Here is an 18,349-nt window from a genome sequence, read left to right as displayed (position 1 = left end):
CCGTCACGCGCCGACGGTAGAGTGCTCATTGGTGGCGCCCGGCGATGTGATGGTCGGGAGTCAACGCCACCACCTCAACTCACCGCATCATCGCCCAGGCAGATGCCCAGACCGCGTGCTGTGCGCACCAGCGGGCTGTTGGGATCGACGACATGCGGCACGCCCACGACCTCGTCGAGCGGCACGTCGATCACCTCGCGGTTCGACCACGCCACCATGCGGCCGGTGCGGCCCTCAGCCACGAGATCGACGGCATGCACGCCCAGCACCGAGCCCAGCAGGCGATCCTCGGCCAGCGGCGTGCCGCCGCGCTGTACGTGGCCCAGCACCGTCACGCGCGTCTCCGCGCCGGTGGCCGCGCCCAGCTTCGCCGCCAGCCAGTGGCCGATGCCGCCGGCATCCTTCACCGCCGTGGCGTCGCTGCCCGAGGGGCGCGCCGCCTCGGCCACCACGACCAGCGCGAAGTCGCGGCCGACGACGCGCAGCTCGCGCACGTGGTGCGACACCGCGTCAAACGTCCAGGTGATCTCCGGAATCAGCACGATGTCGGCGCCGCCGGCGATGCCCGCGGCGATGGCGATGTGCCCGGCGTCGCGGCCCATCACCTCCAGGATCATCACGCGATCGTGGCTCGCCGCGGTGGGCTGCAGGCGATCGAGCGCCTCGGTCGCCGTGGCCACGGCGGTGGCGAAGCCCACCGCGCGCTCGGTACGCGCCACGTCGTTGTCGATCGTCTTGGGAATGCCGACGAAGGGAATATTGCCCTGCTTGGCGAGCTTGGAGAGGATCTCCAGGCTGCCGTCGCCGCCGACGCCGATCAGCGCGTCGAGATCGAGCGCGTGGAAACCCTCGACGATCTCCTGCGAACGGTCCTTCAGCGAGCCGTCGGGCATCGGGAAGGCGAAGGGATCGCCCTTGTTGGTGGTGCCCAGGATCGTGCCGCCCAGGCGCAACAGCGATGCATCGTCGGCGCCGGGGCGCAGCTCGTCGGCCTCGACCGGGCGCGCCAGCAGGCCGTGCGTGCCCTTGCGGATGCCGATCACATCCCAGCCGTGGCCGTCGACGGCGCGGCGTACCACGGCGCGGATCACGGCGTTGAGACCGGCGCAATCGCCGCCACTGGTCAGCAGGCCGATCCGGCCGGTGCGCTTCTTCTTCGGTTTCATGGCTTGCCCCTCGCCTGGGACCGCCAGGGTCCCCCCGGCATCTTCCGTGGTCGCGGCACCGAAGAGCCGGCGGGGCGCCGGTGGTCCGACGAAGCCATCATGCCCAGCCTCCTGCATGTGCCAGGGTGTGGCCGGTGACGAAGCCGGCGCCGTCGGAGCACAGGAAGCAGACCGCCGCCGCCAGCTCCTCGGGCTTGCCCAGACGTCCCAGCGGGATCTGTGCCGTCATCTTCTTCATCGCCTCGGCATTCGCCAGCAGAGAGGGCGGGAAGTAGTCGGGGTTCTCGACATAGTTCGAGCCCACGGCATTGACCGTGATGTTGTCGCGGCCGAGCTCCTTGGCCAGCGATTGCACGAGGCCCAGCGTGCCGGCGCGCGCCGAGACATACATCGAGTAGTTGGCAATGCCGCGCAACGGCGCGGCCGACGACACGAAGACGATGCGCCCCGCCTTCTGCCGGCGCATGACGGGCACCACCTTCTGCGCCAGCTCGAACGGCTTGACCACCATCGTCTCCAGCGCGGCGCGGAAATCCTCCATGCGCGCCTCGGCGAGCGCTGCGCGCGTCGCCGGATAGGCGTCGTTGCTGACCAGCGCGTCGATGCGCGCGGCGAGCTTCAACGCCCCTTCGACGATCTTCGCCGGCTCCTGCGCGGCGATCGCCCGCGCGCCGGGGAATTCGGACTCGTAGGCCTTGCGTTTGACAGCCGAGGTGAAGCTCTCGTCATGGGCGATCACCTTCGCGCCCTCGGCGAGCGCCAAGCGCGACACGCCGTGGCCGGCGAAGCGGCGCACGTGGGTGACCAGCAGGACCCGATCCTTCAGCAGCATCGTCGCAGGCTGAGGGATCGCCTGCGGTCATTCAAGGATTTCCTCGGTGCCAATACCGTGTTGATTTCTCGCGGGATTTGAGTAGTGTAGCAAAATGCTACATACGCTTCCGATGCCTGTCTCCGAACGTTGCGATGCCGGCTTCCATCCGGTCCGCGCCTGGCGCGAGTTCCGCGGCTTCACCCAGACCCAGCTGGCGCTGGTCGTCGGCATCAGCCGGGCTTACCTGGCGCAGATCGAGGCCGGCGAGCGCACCGGCACGCTGGAGATCGTCGCCCGTCTGGCTCGCGTGCTCGATTGCCTGATCGAGCAGCTGATGCCGCGCCGCGACGAGGTGCCGGGCCGCGCCAACGCGCTGCTGGCGGCGATGCCGGGACGGCTGAAGGCGATCCTGGAAGCGATCCCCGAGACTTCGTGGCGTCTCCATCCGAAGGCGGGCGGCTTCTCGCTCGTCGAGCATGTCTGCCATCTGCGCGATATCGACGGCGATGGCTACCGCGTGCGCCTCGATCGCATGCTGGAAGAGGACCGCCCGGTGCTGCCCGACATCGACGGCGAGAAGCTCGCCATCGAGCGCGACTATCCGGCGCAGGACGCGCGCGCCGCGCTCGACGCCTTCACCGCGACGCGCTGGGCGATCGTCGGCCGGCTCGGCAAGCTCCAACCGGGCGAGCGTCGGCGGACAGGCCTGATGGCGGGCACGACCGAGATCGAAATCGACGGTCTGGTGTCGGCGATGCTGGCGCACGATTCCGAGCATCTCGACGATCTCGACCGCCTGCGCGCTGAGCTCGGCGCCTGATCAGCCCAGGCGCATCAGGCGCTCGCCGTTGCGCCGCAGCCAGGCGCGACTGGCGGCGACATCGCTCTCGGCGAGCCGCTCGGTGAGCGCCCAGAATTGCGGGCCATGGTTGGCGTGCACGAGATGCGCCACCTCGTGCGCCACGACGTAGTCGACGATCTCCGGCGGCGCGAAGGCCAGCCTTGTCGAGAAGCTCAGGCCGCCCGTGCGCGTGCAGCTGCCCCACTGCGTGGCGGTGTCGCGCACGGTGATGCGCGTGACCCTGCGGGCGATGCTCGCCGCCTTGGCATGCGCCAGCGCCGAGACGCGCACGCGCAGCTCGCCGGACAGCCAGTCGTGCAGGCGGCGCGGCAGATGCTCCATGCGACCGGCGACATGCAATGCGCCTTCCTCGAGCCACACCGTGCCGCGCCGTTCAGGCCGATGGCGCACGACGTGCGGCGTGCCGAACAGCGGGATCTCGGCGCCGTCGGCGAACGGCACCGGCGGCGTCATGCGCAGGGTGCGGCTGTGGATCCACGCCGCCTGGGCGCGGGCGAAGCCCAGCGCCGTCTCGCGCGCCATGCGCGGCGGCGCCACCAGTCGCACGCGGCCGCTGCGCTGGTCGACGCGCAGCGACACGCGCCGCGCCCTGGGGCTGCGCTCGAAGATCACGACCAGCGCCATGCCGGCGTGATCGACGGTGATCGCCTCGGGTGGCGGCAAGGCCGGCTTCGGCCTGGCCGCTACGGGCGCACTACGCTTCCGCCGGGACGCACCCGGCAACAGATCGCGCAGCGAGTCGGACAGGGACATCGGGCTGCTTGCTCGAGGGGGAACGAACGCTTGATGCTCTTGTTGCCTAAACCTGCCACATCTGGATTGTGCGAGACAATGTCTCCGTGGCGCGCGCCCGACGCCAGGCGCTAGTGTCGCGACCATGACTCTCGACATCGATCGCCTGCGCGCCGAGACACCGGGCTGCGCCCACGTCCTGCATCTCAACAACGCCGGCTCCGCGCTGCCGACCAGGCGCACGCTCGATGCGACGCTCGATCACCTCAGGCTCGAGGCCGAGATCGGCGGCTACGAGGCGGCCGATCGCGAGCGCGCGCGGCTCGACGCGTTCTATCCCTCGATCGCGAAGCTGATCGGCGCGCAGGCGGACGAGATCGCCTTCGTCGAGAACGCCACGCGCGCCTGGGATCTCGCCTTCTACACCCTGGCGGAGAGCTACAGGCCGGGCGAGCGCATCCTGACCTGCGTCAGCGAGTACTCGAGCAACTACATCTCCTACCTGCAGGTGGCGAAGAAGACCGGCGTCGAGATCGTGGCCGTGCCCGACGACAACACCGGCCAGATCGATGTCGGCGCGCTCACCAGCCTGATCGACAAACGTGTGCGGCTGATCGCGATCAGCCATGTTCCGACGCAGGGCGGCCTGGTGCAGCCGGCCGAGGCGGTCGGCAGGATCGCCCGCCAGGCCGGCGTGCCCTACCTGCTCGATGCCTGCCAGTCGGTCGGCCAGATGCCGATCGATGTCGAGGCGCTGGGCTGCGACTTCCTGTCGGCCACCGGCCGCAAGTACATGCGCGGGCCGCGCGGCACCGGCTTCCTCTACGCCAGGCGCTCGGCCTACGAGAAGATGGAGCCGATCTTCCTCGACAACCACGCGGCGCGCTGGACGGCCTCGGAGGAATACAAGGTCGTGCCCGACGCCAAGCGCTTCGAGAACTGGGAGCGCTATTTCGCCGGCGTGCTGGGACTCGCCGCCGCCGCCGACCAGTCGGTCGAGCTGGGCATGGACGCGGTCTGGGCGCGCATCAGGCTGCTGGCCGATGGACTGCGGGCGCGGCTGTCGGCGCTGAAGGGCATCCATATCGCCGATCTTGGCGCGGTCCGGGGTGGCATCGTCACCTTCTCGGTCGATGGGGCCGAGCACACCGCCATCAAGGCCCGGCTGCGGGCGCAGGCCATCAACTGCTCGGTCTCGACCCAGTTCTCCTCGCGGCTCGACCTGGAGGGCCGCGGCCTGAAGGACGTCGTGCGCGCCTCCGTGCACATCTACAACACCGAGGCCGAGCTCGACCGCTTCGTCGCGGCCCTGGACGCGGCGCGGCGTTGACGCCTTTGCATCGCCGGGCGGGGTCCGCTAAACCCCGGCCGATGATCCTGTTCCCCGCCATCGATCTGAAGGACGGCCAGTGCGTGCGCCTGCTGCGCGGTGACATGGCGGCCGCCACCGTCTTCAACAGCGACCCCGCCGACCAGGCCGGGCGCTTCGTCCAGGCCGGTTGCGAATGGCTGCACCTCGTCGACCTCAACGGCGCGGTCGAGGGCCGGCCGGTCAACAAGGCGGCTGTCGTGTCGATCCTCGAGGCGATCGGCGAGGTGCCGGTGCAGCTCGGCGGCGGCATCCGCGACCTGAAGACCATCTCGCTGTGGCTCGAGGCCGGCGTGCGCCGGGTGATCCTCGGCACGGTGGCGGTCAACGAACCGTCGATCGTCCGCGACGCCTGCAAGCAATGGCCCGGTCGCGTCGCCGTCGGCATCGACGCGCGCGAGGGGCTGGTGGCGGTCGACGGCTGGACCAAGCAGTCGACGGTCAAGGCGCTCGATTTGGCGCTGAAGTTCGAGGACGCCGGCGTCGCCGCACTGATCTACACCGACATCAACCGCGACGGCGCGATGGGCGGCGTCAACGTCGATCAGACGGTGAATCTGGCCTTCCATCTGACCACGCCGGTGATCGCCTCGGGCGGCGTGTCCTCGCTCGACGATCTGCGCGAGCTCAAGCAGCACGAGCATTCGGGCATCGTCGGCGTCGTCGCCGGCCGTTCGCTCTATGACGGCCGCATCGCGATCGGCGAAGCCCTGAAGCTCCTGAAGGCCTGAAACGCCCGCTGCGGTTAGGCCGCTGGCGTGAATCGTGCTAAGCCTGATGCACATGGCTCCGCCAGAGAGCAGCCAGGGGAGGTACGCCATGGTCGGAATGGCGCGCGCGATTCGGGCGATTGACCGGATCAATGACGGAGTGGGGCGGGTCGTCGCCTGGCTGACGCTGGCGACGGTGCTGATCTGCGGCGCCGTGGTCTTCCTGCGCTACGCCGCCGGCACGGGCTTTGTCTGGATGCAGGAACTCTACGTCTGGACGCACGCGCTGGTGTTCATGCTGTGCGCCGGCTACGCCTATCTGCGCAACGTCCATGTCCGCGTCGACATCTTCTACGCCAGCGCCAGTCGGAAAACGAAGGCGTGGATCGATCTGTTCGGCGTGGTCTTCCTGCTGCTGCCCTGGCTGGCGCTGATCGTCTGGACCGGCTGGCGCTACGTCGGCTACTCGTGGGCGACCAACGAGATCTCGGTGCAGAGCAACGGCATGCCGGCGATGTACGTGCTGAAGAGCGCCATCGTGATCTTCCCCGTGCTGCTGGGGCTGCAGGGTCTGGCCTGGATCGGCCGCTCGGTGATGGTGATCCGCGGGCTCGAGCCGCCGCCGGTCGAGCGCATCGCCGGGCCGCTGGGTTGAGCGCACACCATGTCACCGACCCTGATCGCCGACATCCTCGCCATCGCGCTGTTCGCGATCAGTATCTTCGGCGTGCTGGCCGGCTACCCGATCGCCTTCTCGCTGGCCGGCTTCGCACTGATCTTCGCCGGCCTGGGTTGGGTGTTGGGCGTGTTCGACCCGATCATCCTCACCAGCCTGCCGTCGCGCTATTTCGGCTTCATGACCAACGAGGTGCTGGTCGCGGTGCCGCTGTTCATCTTCATGGGATCGGTGCTCGAACGATCGAAGATCGCCGAGGCCCTGCTCGAGACCATGGGCCAGATGTTCGGCAAGATGCGCGGTGGCCTGGCGATCGCCGTCGTGATCGTCGGTGCGCTGCTGGCGGCCTCGACCGGCGTGGTCGGCGCCACCGTGGTCACCATGGGGCTGCTTAGCCTGCCGGCGATGATGCGGGCGGGCTACGATCCCAAGCTGGCGACCGGCGTGATCTGCGCCTCGGGTACGCTGGGCCAGATCATTCCGCCCTCGATCATCCTGATCTTCATCGGCGACCTGCTGATGGGCGCCAACCAGCTGGCGGCGATGAAACGCGGTGTTGCCGTCGAGCCCGTGTCGGTCGGCGACCTTTTCGCCGGCGCCTTCATCCCGGGCCTCTGCCTGGTCAGCCTGTACATCCTCTACGTCCTGTTCCTCGCAGTGGCGCGGCCGCAAAGCTGTCCGGCCATGGTGATGACCGACGAGGAACGCGCCTCGCTCGGGCGGCGCTTCATCCGGGCGCTGGTGCCGCCCCTGGTGCTGATCGTGGCCGTGCTGGGCTCGATCCTGAGCGGCATCGCCACGCCGACCGAAGCCGCGTCGATCGGCGCAGTGGGGGCCATGGTCCTGGCGGGACTCAACCGCGCCTTCTCCTTCGAGATGCTCAAGGCCGTGATGCGCACCACGGCGATGATCAGCGCCATGGTCTTCGGCATCGTGCTCGGCGTTTCCGTCTTCTCGCTCGTCTTCCGTGGCCTGGGCGGCGAGCACATGATCGAGGAACTGCTGACGAGCGCTCCCGGTGGGGCGTTCGGGGCGGTGATAGCCGTGATGGCCGTGATGTTCATCCTCGGCTTCTTCATGGACACGCTGGAGATCATCCTGATCGTCGTGCCGGTGACGGCGCCGGCGATCCTCGGCATGGGGGTCGAGGCGGTCTGGCTGGGCGTGATGATCGGCCTGAACCTGCAGGCCGCGTTCATCACCCCGCCGGTCGGCTTCGCGTTGTTCTACATGCGTGGCGTGGCACCGCCATCGATCACCACCATGCATATCTATCGCGGAGTGATTCCGTTCGTCGCCCTGCAACTCGTCGCCATCGGCGTGCTCTGGGCGGCGCCCGGCCTGGCCACCTGGCTGCCGCGCGTGCTGTTCGCCCCGCCGGCGGCCACGGCGGGCCAGGCGCCGGGCTCGGTCCTCGACGATCTGCTGAAGCGTCCGGCAGGTACGCCGCCGCCCTCTTCCCCGGCCGCGCCCTCTGCGTCGCCCCTCGACGACATTCTCGCCAAACCGCCGGCCGCGAAGCCGGCCGGCGGTGGCGATCCGGTATTGGACCGGTTGCTGAAGGGCGGCAACTGACGCCGCCCCTTTTGATCAGTTGAACTTGAAGCCCGTGAGGCGGGCGTTCAGGTACTCCTGCAGGCCGATGCGCGACCACGCCATCTGCTCGCGCTGGAACTTGTAGTAGGAGTCGAAGATCTTCTTGGTGATGGCGTCGCCCGTGGTGCGCAACTCGGTCAGCACTTCGTTCCACGCCTTGCCGTACTCGACGATGAACTCGTCGGGCAGACGCTTGAGCTGCACCTTGTGCTGGTTGATCAGGGTCACCAGCGAGCCGGCGTTGTTGGCGTCGTTCTCGGCCGTCGCCTCGCAGTGCTCGTCGCCACAGCCCCAGGCGAAGATCTGCTGGATGTCCTTGGGCAGGGCATCCCATTTCGCCTTGTTGGCGGTGATCTCGGTGAGCGTCGCCGGCTCGTGCATGCCGGGCCAGTAGTAGAACTTGGCCGCCTTGTAGTAGCCGGCCGCGAGGTCCTGCCATGGGCCGACCCATTCCGTGGCGTCGATCGCACCCGATTGCAGGGCGCCGAAGATCTCGCCCACCGGCAGGTTGACGATGGTCGCGCCGAGCTTGCGCAGGGCTTCGCCGCCCAGCCCGGGGATGCGCATCTTCAGGCCCTTCACGTCGGCTGCAGACTTGATCTCGCGGTTGAACCAGCCGGCCATCTGCACGCTGGTCGAGCCGGAGTGGAAACCCTTGAGTCCGAAGCCGCCGTAGATCTCGTCCCACAGGGCCTGGCCGCCGCCGTGGCGCAGCCACGCCACGGACTCGTAGTTGGTCATGCCGAAGGGCACCGTGGTGAACAGGCTGAGCACCTTCGACTTGTTCTGCCAGTAATAGGGCGTCGAATGCATGCAGTCGGCGGTGCCGCGCTGCACCGCGTCGAACGCCTCGAAGGCCGGCACCAGCTCGCCGGCGGCGAACACCTTGATGGTCAGCCGGCCGTTGGTCGCCGCGCCGACCTTGTCGGCAAAGCGCTGGGCCGCGACGCCGCCGCCCGGGAACATCTTCGGCCAGCTCGTCACCATGCGCCATTCGGTGCGCTGCTGTGAGATTGCCGGAGCGGCCAGCGTGGTCGCCGCCACCGCCGCCGTGCCGACCACAGCGGTCTTCGCAAACTTACGTCGCCGTATCGCAGCCATTGAGCATCTCCCAACGTTGTTGATCCGCCGTCGCGGGACACAACACTCTGCAGCGACGGGCGATCTGGCATCGCGCTCGGGGCCGGAACCGGGAAAGTCTATAGGTCGCGGCGCGCGACTGTAAAGCGCAGGTCCGATCCGCAGCGCGTTCGTGCTAGTCAGGACGCATGCTGAAGGTGCGCATCATTCCCTGCCTCGACGTGCATGCCGGCCGCGTGGTCAAGGGCGTGAACTTCGTCGATCTGGTCGACGCCGGCGATCCGGTCGAGCAGGCCAGCGTCTACGACGCCGCCGGCGCCGACGAGCTCACCTTCCTCGATATCACCGCCAGCCACGAGAACCGCGACACGATCTACGACGTGGTCGGCCGCACGGCGGAGCGCTGCTTCATGCCGCTGACCGTGGGCGGCGGCGTGCGTACCAACGAGAACATCCGCCGCCTTCTGCTGGCCGGCGCAGACAAGGTGTCGATCAACTCCGCGGCGGTAAGCCGGCCCGAGTTCGTCAGCGAAGCGGCGGAGAAGTTCGGCGACCAGTGCATCGTCGTGTCGATCGACTGCAAGCAGGTCGGACCTGGCAAGTGGGAGGTCTTCACCCACGGTGGCCGCCAGGGGACCGGCCTCGACGCCGTCGAGTGGGCCAGGCGCATGGCCAGCAGCGGCGCGGGCGAGATCCTGCTGACGGCGATGGACCGCGACGGCACCAAGTCGGGCTTCGACCTCGGCCTGACGCGTGCGGTCAGCGACGCCGTGTCGGTGCCGGTGGTCGCATCCGGCGGCGTCGGCACGCTCGATCACCTGGTCGAGGGTGTCACGAAGGGCGGCGCCAGCGCCGTCCTGGCAGCCTCAATCTTCCATTTCGGGATCTTCTCCATCGCCCAAGCCAAGGCGCACTTGGCACAATCCGGCGTTCCGGTTCGACAAATTGCGAAATCCCTGTAATATTACGGTGTTGCGATACGAACTAAACAACTGACGAAAATGTCGGCGTCTATCCCCCTAGTGGACCCCGAGTATGGCGAAGAGTAAGGGCAGCAAGAAGAAGGCTGCCAAATCCAAGAAGGCGCAGGCACGACAACTTGCCGAGCGGGGCGAGCCGGACGCGCACATGCTCGATCGCCTCTATGCCACCATCGAAAGCCGCCGGGGCGCCGATCCATCGACCTCGTACACGGCGAAGCTGATGGCGCGCGGTCGCGACAAGCTCGCCCAGAAGCTCGGCGAGGAAGCCACCGAGGCGGTCATCGAGGCGATCAAGGGCGACGCCGAGAAGCTCGTGGCCGAAAGCGCCGATCTACTCTACCACCTGTTGGCCCTGTGGGCGACGCTGGGCATCCGGCCGGATGAAGTCTGGGGCGAGCTGGCGCGGCGCGAAGGCGTATCCGGGCTCACCGAGAAGGCGAAGCGCAACGCCAGGTGATTGGGCGTGACGAGTCTGGCGTGATCGGCCGGTTCGGCGTAAGCCAGCGCCGATGAAGCATCTGCCGGCGGCCATCCTCTTCGATCTCGACGACACGATCATCCGTGCCTACGCCAGGCCGGTCGAGGCATGGGGCCGCCTGCTGGCGCGCTACCGCGATACGCTGGCGAACGGTGTGCCCGGCGCCGATGTCGATGCCGTCAGGGATGCCATCGTGGCGTCGGCCAACGCCTTCTGGAAGGACCCGCTCGAGGCGGCGCGCTGGCGCATCGACATCGCTGGCGCGCGGCGGCTGGTCGTCCAGGGTGGCTTCGCGCGCCTGGGCCATCGCGACGATGATCTCGCGGCCGAGATCGCCGATGCCTTCACCGAGATGCGGCGGGCCGAGTACCGGCTCTATCCCGACGCCCACGACACATTGGCGACGCTGCGCCAGGCCGGGGTGAAGCTGGCGCTGGTGACCAACGGCCGCGGCGAGGTCCAGCGCGCCAAGATCGAGCGCTTCGATCTCGCGCGGCATTTCGACCACATCCAGATCGAAGGCGAGTTCGGCCGCGGCAAGCCCGAGCCCGACGTCTATCACCACGCGCTGGGCAGGCTGGGCTGCAGCGCGCGCGAGGCCTGGATGGTCGGCGACAACGTCGAATGGGAGGTCGTCACGCCGCAGCGTCTGGGCCTGCGGGGCATCTGGTACGACCCCGATGGCGACGGCCTGCCCGAAGGCAGCGATGTCCGACCCGATCGCATCATCGCCCGTCTCGCCGACCTGCTGATCGACGAGACTCTGCCATCACGAGCGTAGCGAGGGATGACGGCCAGAGTATCGCTCCAGAGCGGCGCGCCGTTGATCGAACTCACTTGTCATTCCGAGCGCAGCGAGGGATCCACGGTCGGTCTGGATCCCTCGCTGCGCTCTGGAAGACAGTGAGAGTATCGCTCTACCGCTTGACCAGCTCGACTCGCCGGTTGCGCTGGCGGCCGGTATCGGTGTCGTTGGTGGCGATCGGCGACAGGTCGGCGACGCCGGCATAGGCCAGGCGCGCGCGATCGATGCCGTGCTTGGCGATCAGCTGGTCGACGATCGCCTTGGCGCGGTTCTCCGACAGCTGGCGATTGAAGCCGAAATCGCCCTGGCTGTCGGTATGGCCGACCAGCAGGAGCTTAAGCTTCGGGTCCTGCCGCAGGGCCGCGGCGATCGGCTCGATCGAGGGCAGTGCATTGGGCTTCACCACCGCGCTGCCGGTGTCGAACGGCACGTACAGCGATATGTGGCCCGACGTGGCGAGCTGCTGGGCGATCGCGGTGGCCGGGATCACGGCACTTGCCGAAGCTGGCTCCGCAGCCGCAGCCGGGTCGCAGGCAGGGGCCGCGGCCGGGGTCGGCTCAGGCGGCGGCTCGGGCAGCTTTGCGGTGGCCTGCTCGAGATCGGCGCGGCATCGCGCGGCGTCGGCCTGGGCGGCGGTGATCTGCCGGTCGGCCTCGTTGCGCGCCTCCATGAAGCGCTCGGCCGCCTCGGTGCGCGCCGCTGCCAGGCGCTTCTCCAGCTCGGCCTCGGCGGCGTTGTCGAGCCGACCCGCCCGGGCGCGCTCGGCCTCGTCGCGGGCGCGTGCCGCCTCGTCGCGAGCCTGGGCGATGGCGCGTTGCGACTCCTCCTGTGTCGATGCCAGGCGCGTCGCCAGCGCGTCGCGCGCGGCCACGGCGCGGGCAAGCTCCTCGCGGACTTCCGTCATCTCCGCCTTCGCCTTTGCGAGCGCGGCTGCACCGGCCGCCTGCGCGGCGGCCAGCGCGCGCTCGGCGTCGACGGCGCGCGCCATCACGCCTTTCACATGTGTTTCGAGGTCGGTCAGCTTGCGCTCCGCCTGCTCGCGATCCATCCCGGCCAGCCGATCGGCCTCGGTCTTTGCCGCGGTCGCGCGTGCGAGATCGGCCTTGGCCTGGAGCAGCGACTGTTCGAGCGCCGCGCGCTCCGCCGCCGCCCGCTCGTTCTGGGCGCGAATCAGGTCGCCGCGCGGCCAGCCCCAGGGCTTGACGAACGCCAGGCCCGCCCCGGCCGCCGCCAGCAGCATGATTGCGAGTGCCAGACCACGGCCCATCTCGCGCTTCCCCCTTGCTTAGTCCGCTGCGCGGTCGGCCGGCAGCTTGTCCGTTGGACGCAGCATCAGGCGCGGCACGCGACCGCCATCCCTGACATGCGTCTGCAAAATTTCCTCGACGTCTTCCCTGGTCGCGACGCTGTACCAGACGCCCTCGGGATAGATCACGATCGTCGACCCGAGCTCGCAGCGGTCAAGGCAGCCCGAGGCATTGATGCGCACATCCTTGAGCCCCAGCTCGCGCGCCCGGTTCTTCATGTGATCGCGCAGATCCTCCGACCCGCGCGCGGCGCAGGAGCCGCGCGGATGCGCGTCTGGGCGCCGGTTGGTGCAGCAGAAGACATGGGCGCGGTAGTAGGCTGCGGGATCGCTCATCTCGCTCACTTCTTCTGGCCACCGGCGAGCGAGGCCAGTTGCGACCAGAACATCTGCTGCAGCTGCTGGACCTGCTCGACGCCCTGCATGGTCGCCGGCAGCCAGGTCTTGAACACCGCTTCCGGCTCCATCGACGCCAGCGCCGCCTTCATCCGCGCCTCGATCTCGTCGAGAATGCGCCCCTGCATGGGCTGCAGGTCGGGCAGCCCGAAGAAGGCACGCGCTTCCTGCGGTGTGCAGTCGATCTCGACATTGACCTTCATCGGCGACACCCCTGTTATTGGCCGAACAATAGGGGAGACAATCCAGCCACGCCAGATACTTGCCGGCCATGGTACAGAGCGCCATGACCCCATCCTGGCTTCAGATCAATCCCCGCCGCCACACTGCCGCCGCATATGGCCCGGCGCAGCGCGCGGTTGTCTCCGCCGCCGGCCTGGCCGAGGTCGAGGCCGCGTTGGCGGGCTGCCCGGCGCATCGGTCGACGCCCCTGCACGACCTGCCGGCGATGGCGCGCCGCCTCGGGCTGGAGGCCCTGACGGTGAAGGACGAAAGCCTGCGCTTCGGCTTTGGCGCCTTCAAGGCGCTGGGCGGGGTTTTCGCGGTCGGCCGGGTCCTGCGCGATGCGGTGGGTGCGAGCGGCTTCGACCAGCTGGCCGGCCGATCGCACGCGCAGTTCACCTTCGCCACGGCGAGCTCGGGCAATCATGGCCGCGCGGTCGCGGCCGGCGCCAGGATCTTCGGCGCCAGGAGCGTGATCTTCCTGCCGTCCTTCACCAGCGCGGAGAAGGAAGCCGCGATCCGCGCGCGGGGCGCCGAGATCGTCAGGGTCGATGGCGACTACGAGGCGGCGGTGGCCCAGTGCCGCGAAACCTCGCAGGCGCGGGGCTGGACGATCATCTCCGACACTTCATGGCCGGGCTACGAGACGATCCCGACATATGTCATGCAGGGCTACACCGTGCTGGCCGACGAGATCCTGAAGCAGGCCGGCGCCACGCCGACGCACGTGCTGTTGCAGGCCGGCGTCGGCGGGCTCGCCGCGGCGGTGCTGGGCCTTTTCTGGGAACGCCTGGGCGATACCCGCCCGACCTCGATCATCGTCGAGCCGCACAGCGCCGATTGCTGGTTCCAGAGCAACCGCTCCGGCCGGCCGGCGTTGGCCAGCGGTGACGCCACGACGTCGATGGGTGGCCTGGCATGCCGCGAGATCTCGCCGCTGACCTGGCCGATCCTTGGGCTGGGGGCCGACTGGTTCATGACCATCGAGGAGGAGCACGTGCCACCGGCCATGCGCGTGCTGGCCCGTCCAGACGGCGGCGACCCGACAGTCGTCGCCGGTCCTTCCGGGTCATCCGGGATGGCGGCTTTGCTGCGTCTGTGCGCCGACCGGCAGGCGCGCGCGGCACTGGGGCTTGGCGCGAAGAGCCGCGTGCTGCTGATCAACAGCGAGGGCGCGTTCGGCGAGCCCGACCTGTTCGAGCGCGCGACCGGCCTTTCGCTGGCGCAGGCGACCGCGACGGCCGAACGGCGATAGTGCGGCAAGCAGAAGGGAGAAGCCGCCCTGTCCATCCGAATGTAGCGAGGGATGACAGGCGCGCTTGAACTGCCGACGGTGCTCTGTCGTCACAGCCGCGCGGCTGCCTTCGATCTCCCGCACGACTACAGGAGCTGCCATGACCGATCGCAATCGCCTGGCCGAGGAAACCAGCCCCTATCTGCTGCAGCACGCTGACAATCCCGTGCATTGGTGGGCGTGGGGCGAGGCGGCGTTGGCCGAGGCCAACCGGCGCGATGTGCCGGTGCTTCTGTCGGTCGGCTACGCGGCCTGCCACTGGTGCCACGTGATGGCGCAGGAGAGCTTCGAGACGCCCGAGGTCGCCGCGGTGATGAACAAGCTGTTCGTCAACATCAAGGTCGACCGCGAGGAGCGGCCCGACATCGACGCGATCTACCAGCAGGCGCTGGGCCTGCTCGGCGAGCAGGGCGGCTGGCCGCTCACCATGTTCTGCACGCCGCACGGCGAGCCGTTCTGGGGCGGCACCTATTTTCCCTATCCGGCGCGCTACGGCCGGCCGAGCTTCATCGACGTGCTCAGGAGCGTCGCCGGCGCGTTCCGCGATCGCAAGGATGCGATCGAGAAGAATCGCGCGGCCTTGCTTGCGGCGATGCGCGAACGGGCGCGGAGCGTCGCCGTCGAGGTGCCGCCGGGCGGCTCGGCCCTGCCGCGTGCGCTGCTGGACCAGGTCTCGGCCCGGCTGGCACAGGAGGTCGATCCGACGTGGGGCGGCATCGGCCAGGCGCCGAAGTTTCCCAGCACCCATGTCTTCGAACGGCTGTGGCGGTCGTGGCTGGCGGGCGGGCGCGCCGACGCAATGCTGTCCGACGCCGTGACCGTCACGCTCGATCGCATGTGCCAGGGCGGCATCTACGATCATCTCGGCGGCGGCTTCGCACGCTACTCGACCGACGCCCAGTGGCTGGTCCCGCATTTCGAGAAGATGCTCTACGACAACGCGCAGATGATCGATCTGCTGACGCTGGTCTGGCAGGAGACAAGGAGTCCGCTCTACGCGCAGCGAATCGCCGAGACCTGCGAATGGGTCCTGCGCGAGATGGTTGCCGCCAACGGCGCGTTCGCGGCGACCTACGACGCCGACAGCGAGCACGTCGAGGGCAAGTTCTACGTCTGGACGGCTGCCGAAGTCGATGCCGTGCTGGGTGCCGACGCGGCCTTCTTCCGCGCCGTCTACGACATCACCGACGAGGGCAACTGGGAGCACGGCAACGCGATCCTGCACCGCAACCGCCGGCCAGCCTTGCTGGTTGGATCCGAAGAGGCGCGGCTGGCGGACCTGCGCGCGAAGCTGAAGGCGGTGCGCGACAAGCGCGTCTGGCCGGGCTGGGACGACAAGGTGCTGGCCGACTGGAACGGCATGATGATCGCGGCGCTGGCCAACGCCTCGCAGGTCTTCGATCGGCCCGACTGGCTGGCCGCGTCCCGACGTGCTTTCGACGCGGTGTGGCGTGACATGCGCGGCGCCGATGGGCGCCTCGCCCACAGCTGGCGCCTCGGTCAGGCCAAGCATCGCGGCACGCTCGACGACTACGCCAATCTGGCGCGCGGCGCGCTCGCGCTGGTCGAGGCGGGCAGCGGCGACTCCTACCTCGACGCGGCACGCCAGCTGGTCGAGACTCTCGATATGCATTTCCCCGATGCTGACGGCGGCGGCTACTTCTTTACCGCTACGGACGCCGCCGACGTGATCGTGCGGCGCAAGGATGCGCACGACGGCGCCACGCCCTCGGGCAACGGCGTCATGGTCGGCGTGCTGGCCCGGTTGTGGCTGTTGACCGGCGTGGCGGGCTACCGCGACAGGGCCGAGCGGCTTGTGCTCGCCTTTGCCGGCGAGGTCGAGCGCAACTTCTTTCCGCTGATGAGCCTGATGAACAACGCCGAGCTGCTCGAAGACACCGTCGAGATCGTCATCGTCGGAGACACCGCCAACCCCGGCACCCGCGCGCTGCATGCGGCGGTCCAGGCCCGATCGCTGCCGAACAAGGTGCTGAGGCGGCTCGGGCCGCAAGAGTCGCTGCCGCCCGGGCATCCGGCCTTCGGCAAGGGGCTGGTCGCGGGCAAGGCCGCCGCCTATGTCTGCCGGTCGATGGCCTGCTCGGCGCCGGTGACCGCGCCGCGCGAACTTGCAAAGCTACTGGCTGCCTGACTGCTTCTCTTCGTCCTCGCTGCCGGCTTCGATATCGCGGGCCACGTCGGGCGAGTGCAGCAGCTCGTTGATGCGGCCGGCGTAGTCGAAGGATTCGTCGATGCGGAACTGCAGCTCGGGGGCGTGGCGCAACTCGACCATGCGCGCCAGCTGGGAGCGGAAATAGGGCGCAGCGCGGCGCATGGCGGACAGCAGGCGCTCGCGATCGACGCCGCCCAGCGGCATCACATAGGCGACGGCGTTGCGCAGGTCGGGGCTGCAATCGACCTGGGTCACGGTCACGGAGGCGCCGCGCAGCTCAGGATCGCGCATGTCGCCGCGCTCGAACAGCCGCGCCAGGGCGTGGCGCAGCTCCTCGCCGACGCGCAGCTGGCGCGGAGATTTGGGCCGGCCGGCAGGATCGGCGCCGGCTTTGGCCGAGGACTTTCGACGGCTCATATGGCTCCCAATACTTGCGCGGGCCCTTATGTGCAACCTGGACACTGCCTTTGTGCCCTTTGCAGGTTTTTTGGAATTTTTTGGGTCTTTTGGCGGTGGTCGTCCGGTACCTATTGTCGCGTGACGAATGATTGTTCACCCCAATCGCCATCTGTCGCAAGAGGAGGGTCGCATGGCTCTTGTTGGGATCATTCCGTACGTTAGCTTGAGCCTGGTGAAGCTTCAGGCGCCGTTGATGAGCGGCCTCGAGATCGCGGCAGCGCGTGTCCAGGGCGGCCAGGCCGACGCGGCGTGTCAACGTTGGTTTGGCGACACCAGCCAAACGTGGAAGAAGGAACTGGCGACGACGCTGAGGAAGTGGCGTTCGAACATCAATGTCCGGACGATCAAGGTCGGCTTTGCGCCGCGCGACGACCGCGGCGCCAACGCGGCCTCCTGGCGCACCAAGAACGGACTCGATTTTTCGACGCAGCTCACGGGCACGGGAACGAACGACCACATGAATCTCGACGAGGGGTTCAGCAGCCTGCCTGAGTACCTGCCGCTGCAAGGAGGCGTCGTGGATGCGACCTTCTACAGCCAGAGCAAGTACGAAACTCTCGTGCATGAGCTGTCGCACCTGTTGCTGAATACGAAGGACGTGCCGGTCGGATTTGATTCCGACGGTGATGTCAAGGAAGCCTATGGAGCGAAGCGATCCGCAAAGCTGGCGGTCAACGATCCGGCCAAAGCGAAGCGGAACGCCGAGAACTGGGGCATCTTCGTCGAGGCTGTGGGCATCCACAAATCGTCGTGACCGAGCCTTCGACGGAGCGGCGGCGACGCCTGCAACCGCTCCTTCGGCTAGGGGAAGCTCCACCCGTGGACCCTTTCGTGCGGGGACGCAGTGTCGCACCAGCCTCCGTCTCCGAGACGATGGAAGCTGACCGGGATCTCCGAATCGCCTGCACGAAGAGCTACAGGAGCTATCGCTACCGCTTGAACAAGCATGGCCCGAACCACCGGGAGCCGACATCCAAGAAGGCGGCGCTCTCCGGCGGCTATTGGCCATCGGTCGATACCAACGAATGGGACCTTTACCTGAAGCCGGGCACGACGTTCGACAATGCCGTCAAGACCGTGCTCGACCGCAAGGAAGGCTGGCGGATCGATTTCGTCGGCCACAAGAGCGACTGGAAATCGCTGAAGCGCATCGAGATCAAGCGCGGCAAGGACCACATCTCGGTCACGCTGTGGTCCTGCACCGGCAGCGCAAGACTTTTCACCTGATCGA

Annotated in this window: 20 protein-coding genes; 12 read left to right on the top strand and 8 right to left on the bottom strand. The window is 68.3% G+C overall.

The window, feature by feature from the left end:
• Positions 1-74: 74 nt before the first annotated feature.
• Together KF889_09380 and KF889_09375 are read right to left on the bottom strand one after the other, a co-directional pair.
• A complete protein-coding gene (locus KF889_09380) occupies positions 75-1,166 on the bottom strand; it encodes an ATP-dependent 6-phosphofructokinase (protein ID MBX3499643.1) in 1,092 nt (363 codons plus the stop codon).
• 97 nt (positions 1,167-1,263) lie between these two features.
• Complete coding sequence (locus KF889_09375; GenBank protein ID MBX3499642.1) at positions 1,264-1,998, bottom strand: SDR family oxidoreductase; 735 nt, start codon at positions 1,996-1,998, stop codon at positions 1,264-1,266.
• A 94-nt stretch (positions 1,999-2,092) separates the two neighbouring features.
• On the opposite strand from KF889_09375, the gene KF889_09370 reads away from it, so the two are divergent.
• Positions 2,093-2,800, top strand: coding sequence for a helix-turn-helix domain-containing protein (locus tag KF889_09370; GenBank protein MBX3499641.1), 708 nt, complete (start codon positions 2,093-2,095; stop codon positions 2,798-2,800).
• Here the strand turns inward: KF889_09370 and KF889_09365 are convergent, their stop codons facing one another.
• Positions 2,801-3,505, bottom strand: coding sequence for a M48 family metallopeptidase (locus tag KF889_09365; protein ID MBX3499640.1), 705 nt, complete (start codon positions 3,503-3,505; stop codon positions 2,801-2,803).
• Between the two features lie 214 nt (positions 3,506-3,719).
• On the opposite strand from KF889_09365, the gene KF889_09360 reads away from it, so the two are divergent.
• The 4 genes from KF889_09360 to KF889_09345 all read left to right on the top strand — a co-directional run bounded on the left by KF889_09360 (position 3,720) and on the right by KF889_09345 (position 7,904).
• Positions 3,720-4,904 (top strand): aminotransferase class V-fold PLP-dependent enzyme, encoded by a 1,185-nt coding sequence (locus KF889_09360; protein MBX3499639.1) that lies wholly within the window; start codon positions 3,720-3,722, stop codon positions 4,902-4,904.
• 41 nt (positions 4,905-4,945) lie between these two features.
• Complete coding sequence (hisA, locus tag KF889_09355; protein MBX3499638.1) at positions 4,946-5,674, top strand: 1-(5-phosphoribosyl)-5-[(5-phosphoribosylamino)methylideneamino]imidazole-4-carboxamide isomerase; 729 nt, start codon at positions 4,946-4,948, stop codon at positions 5,672-5,674.
• A 97-nt stretch (positions 5,675-5,771) separates the two neighbouring features.
• Positions 5,772-6,308: a TRAP transporter small permease subunit gene (locus KF889_09350; protein ID MBX3499637.1), complete on the top strand. Its 537-nt coding sequence runs from the start codon at positions 5,772-5,774 to the stop codon at positions 6,306-6,308.
• Between the two features lie 9 nt (positions 6,309-6,317).
• A complete protein-coding gene (locus KF889_09345) occupies positions 6,318-7,904 on the top strand; it encodes a TRAP transporter large permease subunit (protein MBX3499636.1) in 1,587 nt (528 codons plus the stop codon).
• Between the two features lie 15 nt (positions 7,905-7,919).
• On the opposite strand, the gene KF889_09340 is transcribed toward KF889_09345, so the two are convergent.
• The gene (locus KF889_09340) at positions 7,920-9,026 is read right to left on the bottom strand and encodes a TRAP transporter substrate-binding protein (GenBank protein ID MBX3499635.1); all 1,107 of its coding nucleotides are present in this window, start codon (positions 9,024-9,026) and stop codon (positions 7,920-7,922) included.
• Between the two features lie 167 nt (positions 9,027-9,193).
• Here KF889_09340 and hisF point away from each other — a divergent pair, with 167 nt between their 5' ends.
• From hisF to KF889_09325, 3 genes are all read left to right on the top strand, one after another.
• Positions 9,194-9,967 carry an imidazole glycerol phosphate synthase subunit HisF gene (gene hisF / locus KF889_09335; GenBank protein ID MBX3499634.1) on the top strand — a complete coding sequence of 258 codons (774 nt, stop codon included), beginning with the start codon at positions 9,194-9,196 and terminating at the stop codon, positions 9,965-9,967.
• A gap of 73 nt (positions 9,968-10,040) precedes the next feature.
• Positions 10,041-10,445: a phosphoribosyl-ATP diphosphatase gene (locus KF889_09330; GenBank protein MBX3499633.1), complete on the top strand. Its 405-nt coding sequence runs from the start codon at positions 10,041-10,043 to the stop codon at positions 10,443-10,445.
• Positions 10,446-10,497: 52 nt separating this feature from the next.
• Positions 10,498-11,247 carry an HAD family hydrolase gene (locus KF889_09325; protein MBX3499632.1) on the top strand — a complete coding sequence of 250 codons (750 nt, stop codon included), beginning with the start codon at positions 10,498-10,500 and terminating at the stop codon, positions 11,245-11,247.
• 136 nt (positions 11,248-11,383) lie between these two features.
• Here KF889_09325 and KF889_09320 read toward each other — a convergent pair whose 3' ends face one another.
• Genes KF889_09320 through KF889_09310 form a run of 3 tightly spaced genes read right to left on the bottom strand, consistent with a single transcriptional unit; the run spans position 11,384 to position 13,176 of the window.
• Entirely contained in the window at positions 11,384-12,538 is a 1,155-nt protein-coding gene (locus tag KF889_09320; GenBank protein MBX3499631.1) for an OmpA family protein, read from the bottom strand.
• A gap of 18 nt (positions 12,539-12,556) precedes the next feature.
• Positions 12,557-12,913 carry a (2Fe-2S) ferredoxin domain-containing protein gene (locus KF889_09315; protein ID MBX3499630.1) on the bottom strand — a complete coding sequence of 119 codons (357 nt, stop codon included), beginning with the start codon at positions 12,911-12,913 and terminating at the stop codon, positions 12,557-12,559.
• Positions 12,914-12,918: 5 nt separating this feature from the next.
• The gene (locus KF889_09310; protein ID MBX3499629.1) at positions 12,919-13,176 is read right to left on the bottom strand and encodes a hypothetical protein; all 258 of its coding nucleotides are present in this window, start codon (positions 13,174-13,176) and stop codon (positions 12,919-12,921) included.
• 83 nt (positions 13,177-13,259) lie between these two features.
• Here KF889_09310 and KF889_09305 point away from each other — a divergent pair, with 83 nt between their 5' ends.
• A complete protein-coding gene (locus KF889_09305) occupies positions 13,260-14,450 on the top strand; it encodes a diaminopropionate ammonia-lyase (protein ID MBX3499628.1) in 1,191 nt (396 codons plus the stop codon).
• A 139-nt stretch (positions 14,451-14,589) separates the two neighbouring features.
• Positions 14,590-16,638 carry a thioredoxin domain-containing protein gene (locus tag KF889_09300; GenBank protein ID MBX3499627.1) on the top strand — a complete coding sequence of 683 codons (2,049 nt, stop codon included), beginning with the start codon at positions 14,590-14,592 and terminating at the stop codon, positions 16,636-16,638.
• Here KF889_09300 and rbfA read toward each other — a convergent pair.
• Positions 16,624-17,076 carry a 30S ribosome-binding factor RbfA gene (gene rbfA / locus KF889_09295; protein ID MBX3499626.1) on the bottom strand — a complete coding sequence of 151 codons (453 nt, stop codon included), beginning with the start codon at positions 17,074-17,076 and terminating at the stop codon, positions 16,624-16,626. The two genes, KF889_09300 and rbfA, sit on opposite strands and share 15 nt — an antisense overlap.
• A 172-nt stretch (positions 17,077-17,248) precedes the next feature.
• Between rbfA and KF889_09290 the strand changes: the two genes are divergently transcribed.
• Together KF889_09290 and KF889_09285 are read left to right on the top strand one after the other, a co-directional pair.
• Positions 17,249-17,872 (top strand): hypothetical protein, encoded by a 624-nt coding sequence (locus tag KF889_09290; GenBank protein MBX3499625.1) that lies wholly within the window; start codon positions 17,249-17,251, stop codon positions 17,870-17,872.
• Between the two features lie 182 nt (positions 17,873-18,054).
• Positions 18,055-18,345 (top strand): hypothetical protein, encoded by a 291-nt coding sequence (locus tag KF889_09285; protein MBX3499624.1) that lies wholly within the window; start codon positions 18,055-18,057, stop codon positions 18,343-18,345.
• The last annotated feature ends 4 nt before the right edge of the window (positions 18,346-18,349 follow it).

This window comes from Alphaproteobacteria bacterium (assembly GCA_019635875.1).
In the GTDB taxonomy this organism is placed as follows: Bacteria; Pseudomonadota; Alphaproteobacteria; order Reyranellales; family Reyranellaceae; genus JAFAZJ01.
The sequence above is the reverse complement of the archived record's forward strand: the minus strand, read 5'-3'. Positions and strand labels throughout refer to the sequence as shown.

Coding starts and splice junctions, on each gene's coding strand:
- KF889_09300 (MBX3499627.1), top strand. CDS start 14,590: ATGACCGATCGCAATCGCCTGGCCGAGGAAACCAGCCCCTATCTGCTG.
- KF889_09375 (MBX3499642.1), bottom strand. CDS start 1,998: ATGCTGCTGAAGGATCGGGTCCTGCTGGTCACCCACGTGCGCCGCTTC.
- KF889_09360 (MBX3499639.1), top strand. CDS start 3,720: ATGACTCTCGACATCGATCGCCTGCGCGCCGAGACACCGGGCTGCGCC.
- KF889_09330 (MBX3499633.1), top strand. CDS start 10,041: ATGGCGAAGAGTAAGGGCAGCAAGAAGAAGGCTGCCAAATCCAAGAAG.
- KF889_09380 (MBX3499643.1), bottom strand. CDS start 1,166: ATGAAACCGAAGAAGAAGCGCACCGGCCGGATCGGCCTGCTGACCAGT.
- hisF (MBX3499634.1), top strand. CDS start 9,194: ATGCTGAAGGTGCGCATCATTCCCTGCCTCGACGTGCATGCCGGCCGC.
- KF889_09325 (MBX3499632.1), top strand. CDS start 10,498: ATGAAGCATCTGCCGGCGGCCATCCTCTTCGATCTCGACGACACGATC.
- rbfA (MBX3499626.1), bottom strand. CDS start 17,076: ATGAGCCGTCGAAAGTCCTCGGCCAAAGCCGGCGCCGATCCTGCCGGC.
- KF889_09370 (MBX3499641.1), top strand. CDS start 2,093: ATGCTACATACGCTTCCGATGCCTGTCTCCGAACGTTGCGATGCCGGC.
- KF889_09350 (MBX3499637.1), top strand. CDS start 5,772: ATGGCGCGCGCGATTCGGGCGATTGACCGGATCAATGACGGAGTGGGG.
- KF889_09290 (MBX3499625.1), top strand. CDS start 17,249: ATGGCTCTTGTTGGGATCATTCCGTACGTTAGCTTGAGCCTGGTGAAG.
- hisA (MBX3499638.1), top strand. CDS start 4,946: ATGATCCTGTTCCCCGCCATCGATCTGAAGGACGGCCAGTGCGTGCGC.
- KF889_09345 (MBX3499636.1), top strand. CDS start 6,318: ATGTCACCGACCCTGATCGCCGACATCCTCGCCATCGCGCTGTTCGCG.
- KF889_09310 (MBX3499629.1), bottom strand. CDS start 13,176: ATGAAGGTCAATGTCGAGATCGACTGCACACCGCAGGAAGCGCGTGCC.
- KF889_09305 (MBX3499628.1), top strand. CDS start 13,260: ATGACCCCATCCTGGCTTCAGATCAATCCCCGCCGCCACACTGCCGCC.
- KF889_09315 (MBX3499630.1), bottom strand. CDS start 12,913: ATGAGCGATCCCGCAGCCTACTACCGCGCCCATGTCTTCTGCTGCACC.
- KF889_09320 (MBX3499631.1), bottom strand. CDS start 12,538: ATGGGCCGTGGTCTGGCACTCGCAATCATGCTGCTGGCGGCGGCCGGG.
- KF889_09340 (MBX3499635.1), bottom strand. CDS start 9,026: ATGGCTGCGATACGGCGACGTAAGTTTGCGAAGACCGCTGTGGTCGGC.